Source organism: Pseudoalteromonas sp. SCSIO_11900 (genome assembly GCF_000576475.1).
GTDB lineage: Bacteria > Pseudomonadota > Gammaproteobacteria > Enterobacterales > Alteromonadaceae > Pseudoalteromonas > Pseudoalteromonas tetraodonis.
Window position 1 is genome coordinate 618,298 of record NZ_KK070025.1, and the last position, 6,954, is coordinate 625,251.

The window sequence follows — 6,954 nt, forward strand, 5'->3', positions numbered from 1 at the left end:
TAAGTTGCGCCTTTTTATTTTTCAGTTTACTTAGTTAAATTATTAACTAAGTACATTTGCCAGTAACTCTATTGGATGCTTGGGTTTAAACTTTTCAAAACGTTTAACTTGGCTACGACATGAAAAGCCAGTTGATAAAAGTTGCTCAGGTTTATTTTTATCAACAATAGGTTTCCAACTCATTTCGTAAAGCGATCGAGAGTTATCTTGGTTTTGTGCTTCGTGGCCATACGTACCTGCCATTCCACAACAACCCGTATTTGTAGTGTTTAATGTTAAACCAAGTTCATCAAAAATAGTTTTCCAAACACTTGCCGCTTTTGGTAAAGCGGTTGTTTCAGTGCAGTGGCTCAATAATGTAAATTCAGTATTTAAATTTTGTTTAGCCGTTAACTGTTTAAACGATTGTGTTTCTAGCCATTCATGGGCAAGTAGCACATGAAAATCACCACGGTTATTTTCTAAAATTGTATTATATTCATCGCGATAACACATCACTAAAGAAGCATCTAAACCTACTAATGGCGCATTGATTTCGTTAAGTTGATTTAGAAATTCTGCAGCATTTTTAGCTGTCACTTTAAACTCATGTAAAAAACCTTTTACATGTTGGGGCTTACCATTGGGTTTAAATGGTAACAACATGGGTTTTTTTCCAAGCTGTGTGATCAGTGTAATAAAGCTCTCAACCAATTCAGCTTCGTAAAAGCTGGTGAATGGGTCTTGAACAATGAGTACATACTCATTTTGCTCATTGGCGCTTAACTTTTTAAGTATATCTAAATCGAATTTTTGCGCTTTGTTTACACGTTTACCGAGTGCCGGAATACTTAGCTGCGGGGTATCAACATAACCGACCGTTTTTTTAATGATGCTACTAACCAATGATGTTTTTACAATTGGGTTAATAATCCGAGCAAACTTTGCCATTAACGGTGCGCTATTTTCGATATTACCCACTAAATAATCTTTGAGTGGGCGCGCATAATAACTATGGTAATAATTTAAAAAACGAGATCGAAATGTTGGTACATCTACCTTTATTGGGCAAGCGGTAGTACACGCTTTACATGCTAAACATTCGTCCATTGATGCTTTTACTTCGTGAGAAAAATCGTAAACGCCTTTGTTTTTGTTACGGCTATGAACAAAACGCTCCCACCAGGTGATAACTTCGCCTTTGTTAAGTTCTTTTTCTACTTCAAGCAAATTAACATCTTTTGACTCTTGAAGTCGTAACCATTCACGCATTAAACCCGCGCGACCTTTAGGTGAATTACGGCGATCGCCGGTCACTTTATAAGATGGGCACATTGGCGAGTTTTCATCATAATTAAAACACAAGCCGTTACCATTACAGGTCATTGCATTATTAAAACTGGTTTTAACATCGATTGAAATTTGCTTATCGAAGTAAGAACGTTTCTGCCCATCTACACTCACAAGTGAGTCTTTACTTTCAATAGGTGTACATATTTTACCGGGGTTTATTTTGTTGTTTGGGTCAAACACAGATTTTATTTTGCGTAATTGAGTAAATAAATGCTCACCAAAAAATTCAGGGCCGTATTCACTTCGGTAGCCTTTACCATGCTCGCCCCACATTAATCCACCGTATTTAGCGGTGAGTTTTACTACCTCATCTGAGATTGTGCGTAGTAATTTTTCTTGTTCTGGATCGCACATATCAAGCGCGGGTCTAACATGTAATACACCGGCATCAACATGGCCAAACATACCATATTGTAAATTATGGCTATCAAGTAGCGCTCTAAATTCAACAATGTAATCGGCTAAATTTTCAGGCGGTACGGCAGTATCCTCGGCAAACGCGAGGGGTTTTTGGCTTCCTTTTACATTACCGAGTAAACCCACTGATTTTTTACGCATTGCATAAATTTTTAGTATATCGCTTTTATCGCTGGTTAACTGATAGCCAATAACCCCATTAGTTTGGTTTTCAACGCACTCATCTAATAATTTACATAAAGTGTCTACTTTGTCTTTTATGTCTTGTGGTGATACTGCATTAAACTCAACCATGTTGAGTCCTTGCATATCTTTATTTGGTACATCGGTTATTAAGTTCGATACTGAATGCCAAATAATGTCTTCGCGCGCAAGATTCAAAACTTTGCTGTCAACGGTTTCAACTGAGGTAGCTCGGGCATCAACCAGAAATGGTGAATGGCGAAGTGCAGAATCAAAACTGTCATATTTTATATTGATGAGTGTTTTAAATTCAGCAATGGGTGTTAGGTTTAATTTTGCTTCAGTGACTATACCTAATGAGCCTTCAGAGCCTGTAATTAGTCGACTCATGTCAAAAGTTTGTAAGTCTTCACTTAGCACATGTTCTAAATCATACCCAGTTAAGAAGCGATTTAATCGTGGGAATTTGGCTAATATAGCGTCGCGTTCATTAATTGAAATATCTAAAACTGTTTTGTATATTTGCCCAATTAATGTGTCTTGATCGGCAATTATTTTTGCTTTTTCTATATCTATTGGGCTGGTAGACATTGCTGTGCCGTCGACTAAATACGTGGTTAACCCTAAAACATGGTCGCTGGTTTTGCCATAAACTAATGACCCTTGGCCAGATGCATCTGTACTGATCATTCCGCCAATAGTGGCGCGGTTACTAGTAGATAAATCGGGTGAAAAGAAAAATCCATACGGTTTTAAAAAGTCGTTAAGTTGATCTTTTATCACGCCCGTTTGAACTCGTACCCAACCCTCTTCTACATTTATTTCGAGGATTTCACGCATGTAACGTGATAAATCAACCACAATACCTGGGGTTAAAGACTGTCCGTTTGTGCCTGTGCCGCCACCGCGAGGACCAAAAGTTAACGACAAAAACGGGTCATGAGATGCCGTTTGTAAGGCAATTTGTATGTCTTTTTCGCTTTTTGGAAAAATAACACCTTGCGGAAGCTGCTGGTAAATACTGTTATCGGTTGATGCAGTCAGTCTGGTTGCATAACTGGCGTCTGTATCTCCAGTAAACCCTTGATTTTTTATGGTATTTAAGTAATTTGCAACCAGCTCGGTCGCGGCATCTTGTTGTGTGATCGTTGCTATCATGGCGGCGCTATTTAATGCATTTGTGTAATTATATCATGGTGATGGCTAATAGAAATTGAAGATTTTACAGTTTTTAACACTCTTTTTATCGAAATTTGAGCAGCTGTAATTATAATCAAGTTAAACGCCTACTATGAGGTTTATATGAAAAAACCACTTATACAGATCAGCGTGACACTGTTTATTTTATTAGGACTACTATTTGCCGTAGTACCAGGGCCTTCGTTAATATTTTTTATTGCAGGTTTACTGTGCTTTTATATGTATTACCCAAAAGCGAGGGGTTATTTAGCGTGGTGTCAAAAAGCACTTACTCGATCATGTGCTTATATTAGATAAAAAATTAGTAAAACACACATTTTAATAAGCCATAAAAAATGCCAGCAGATGCTGGCATTTTTTAACAAGGTAATTTATTTAGCAAGTTTGTCTGCTAAATATAACCATGTTTCTAGTACTGTATCTGGGTTAAGCGAGACAGAATCAATGCCCTGCTCTACTAACCATGCAGCAAAATCTTCATGATCTGAAGGACCTTGACCACAAATACCTACGTACTTACCTTTTTCTTTTGCTGTTTTAATAGCCATCGAAAGAAGCTTTTTGATTGCAGGGTCCCGCTCATCAAATAAGTGCGCAATTAAACCTGAATCACGGTCAAGACCAAGCGTTAACTGAGTTAAATCATTAGAGCCAATAGAGAAACCATCGAAGTATTCTAAAAATTCTTCAGCCATTAATGCATTTGACGGAAGCTCACACATCATAATTACTTTAAGACCATTTTCACCACGTTTAAGGCCCTGCTCTTCAAGTAATTCAATCACACGTTTACCTTCTTCAAGGGTACGTACGAATGGGATCATGATTTCAATGTTAGTCATATCCATGGTATTTCTAACACGTTTTATTGCTTCACACTCAAGGGCAAAACAATCACGGAAATCTTCAGAGATATAACGCGCAGCGCCACGGAAACCAATCATTGGGTTTTCTTCTTCTGGCTCGTATTGCTGGCCGCCCACCAAGTTAGCGTATTCGTTTGATTTAAAATCAGACATACGAACAATTACACGCTCTGGAGCAAACGCACAACCTAGGGTAGAAATACCTTCAACAAGTTTGCCAATATAGAATTCAACTGGTGATTCGTAACCGGCAATCATGTCAGTGATTTCTGCTTTTAATGCATCAGTTTGTGCATCAAAATTTAATAATGCTTTAGGGTGAACACCAATCATACGGTTGATGATAAACTCAACGCGGGCAAGGCCAACACCTGAATGTGGTAAACGTGCAAAATCGAATGCGCGATCTGGGTTACCTACGTTCATCATTACTTTCATTGGAAGTTCAGGCATTTCGTCTACACGTGAAGTTAAAACTTCAAAGTCTAAAATACCTTCGTAGATGAAACCTGTATCGCCTTCGGCACATGATACCGTAACTTCTTGCCCTGCTTTAATTAAATCTGTGGCATTACCACAACCAACAACGGCTGGAATACCTAACTCACGGGCAATGATTGCAGCATGGCAAGTACGGCCACCACGATTTGTAACAATCGCTGCTGCACGTTTCATGATAGGTTCCCAATCTGGGTCGGTCATATCGGTAACTAAAATGTCACCTACTTGTACTTGGTCCATCTCTTTGATTGAATCAAGTACGCGCACAACACCGGTACCTATTTTGTGACCAATTGCACGGCCTTCAACAACAACATTGCTGCTGCCATTAAGTTGGAAGCGTTCCATTACGTTAGTGTCTTCGTTTGAACGAACTGTTTCTGGACGCGCCTGAACTATATATAGTTTGCCATCGTTACCATCTTTTGCCCATTCAATGTCCATTGGACGGCCGTAATGTTTTTCAATGATTACAGCTTGTTTGGCAAGGTTTTGCACTTCTTCATCTGTAATCGAGAATTTGTTTGAAAGTGCTGGATCTACATCAACAATTTCTACTTGTTTGCCGTGAGCTTTGTCTTGAGAGTAAATCATTTGAATGGCTTTAGAGCCAATATTACGACGAACTACTGATGGCTTGTTTTTAAGCAGCGTAGGTTTGTGAACATAAAATTCATCAGGGTTTACCGCACCCTGTACAACCATTTCACCCAAACCATAGCTTGATGTAATAAATACAACATCTTCAAAACCAGATTCAGTATCAATACTAAACATAACGCCTGATGCTGATTTATCTGAGCGAACCATGCGTTGAATACCTGCTGATAAGGCAACACCACGGTGATCGTAGCCTTGGTGAACACGATAAGAAATTGCACGGTCGTTAAATAATGAAGCAAATACGTGTTTGATGGCTGTCATTACAGAATCAATACCAACAACGTTTAAAAACGTTTCTTGTTGGCCTGCAAAAGAGGCATCTGGCATATCTTCAGCGGTTGCTGATGAACGAACAGCGAATGAAACATCTGCAGTTGTGTCGCCATGTAGCTGGCTGTATGCATCGCGGATTGCTTTATCGAGACTAGGTTGGAATGGGGTATCGATAATCCACTGGCGGATATCGGCGCCGACTTTGGCGAGCGTGTTTACATCATCAACATCGAGTGTATCTAAGATGTCATGAATTTTTGCGTTGAGTCCTGATTGTTCTAAAAACTCGTTAAAAGCGTCTGAGGTAGTAGCAAAACCACCTGGGACTTGCACGCCTGCGTTAGCTAAGTTTGAAATCATTTCACCAAGTGAGGCATTTTTACCACCAACTCGAGGAACATCTTGCATACCAAGCTCTTGATACCAGAGAACGTATTCTTGCACGGATCTTTCTCCAAAAAACAAATTGTAGTACTAACTGTGAGAGTTAAGAAAGAAAACCTTTCATAAAGGTCGCCCCCATTCTACACTGGCAAACGTCCTCACGTAAACCGTGATACACTTATTTTAAAATTAAATGTAATAAAAAAGAGGCTTTATGAGAACTGCGTTTTATATTTCAGATGGCACGGCAATCACATCTGAAGTGTTTGGTCATGCGACCTTATCTTTATTTCCTGTCGAATTTAATCATAAAACAATTCCTTTTGTAGAAACCGAAGAAAAAGCGCATGAAATCAAAGCGCTTATTAACGCCACATCGTCAAAGCAAGGCGAGAAGCCTCTAGTGTTTTTTACTTTTGTGAACCATAAACTATCTGAAATTATTCGCTCTGCAGATGCTGTCTCGTATGACTTTTTAACAACGTATAGTGAAAAAATTGAAAGCGAATTAAAAGTAGCCCCAGTACCAAAAGTACATAGAACCCATTCAATACACGAAAAAAGTTATGACTTTAGAATTGATGCAGTTAACTATGCTTTAATGAATGATGACGGCGGCAATATTAAAAATTTTGCTGAGGCTGATATTATTTTGGTTGGCGTTAGTCGAAGTGGTAAAACACCTACAAGCCTCTATTTAGCCCTACAATACGGTATTAAAGCAGCTAACTATCCAATTACAGAAGACGATTTAGAAAGCGAAGGGTTACCCAAGTGCCTAGTGCCTTATAAACATAAATTGTTTGGTTTAACTATAGACCCTGAGAGGTTGGCTGCAATCAGAGATAGGCGTATGGCAAATTCAAAATATGCATCAATTAGGCAGTGTCGTATTGAAGTACGCGAAGTAGAAATGCTTTATAAAAAGCATAAAATCGCATATTTAAATTCTACCCACCATTCGGTTGAAGAGATCTCAGCTAAAATTATTTCTGATACGGGTCTTGAGCGTCGTAAGTACTAACAAACTAACATATGATTTAAGCATGTAATTACACTCAACACACAAAAAAGCCGCTAAATAATAGTAATGCGGACCGTTTAAGTTAATTGAACGATCTTTCAGAGGCTTCAT

At 38.7% G+C, this 6,954-nt stretch carries 3 protein-coding genes and 1 pseudogene; 2 read left to right on the forward strand and 2 right to left on the reverse strand.

Translation table 11 applies throughout. The annotated features are described in order from the left end of the window. Positions 1-42 precede the first annotated feature (42 nt). On the reverse strand, positions 43-3,090 hold the full coding sequence (ydiJ, locus tag BG00_RS17015; RefSeq protein WP_036984050.1) for a D-2-hydroxyglutarate dehydrogenase YdiJ: 3,048 nt from the start codon (positions 3,088-3,090) through the stop codon (positions 43-45). A gap of 144 nt (positions 3,091-3,234) precedes the next feature. On the opposite strand from ydiJ, the pseudogene BG00_RS18370 reads away from it, so the two are divergent. Further along, positions 3,235-3,454 (forward strand): annotated as a pseudogene (locus BG00_RS18370) (hypothetical protein). A gap of 49 nt (positions 3,455-3,503) precedes the next feature. Here BG00_RS18370 and ppsA read toward each other — a convergent pair. Further along, positions 3,504-5,879: a phosphoenolpyruvate synthase gene (ppsA, locus tag BG00_RS17025; protein WP_036984052.1), complete on the reverse strand. Its 2,376-nt coding sequence runs from the start codon at positions 5,877-5,879 to the stop codon at positions 3,504-3,506. A 154-nt stretch (positions 5,880-6,033) separates the two neighbouring features. Between ppsA and ppsR the strand changes: the two genes are divergently transcribed. Further along, complete coding sequence (gene ppsR, locus BG00_RS17030; protein ID WP_036984053.1) at positions 6,034-6,843, forward strand: posphoenolpyruvate synthetase regulatory kinase/phosphorylase PpsR; 810 nt, start codon at positions 6,034-6,036, stop codon at positions 6,841-6,843. Positions 6,844-6,954 lie beyond the last annotated feature (111 nt).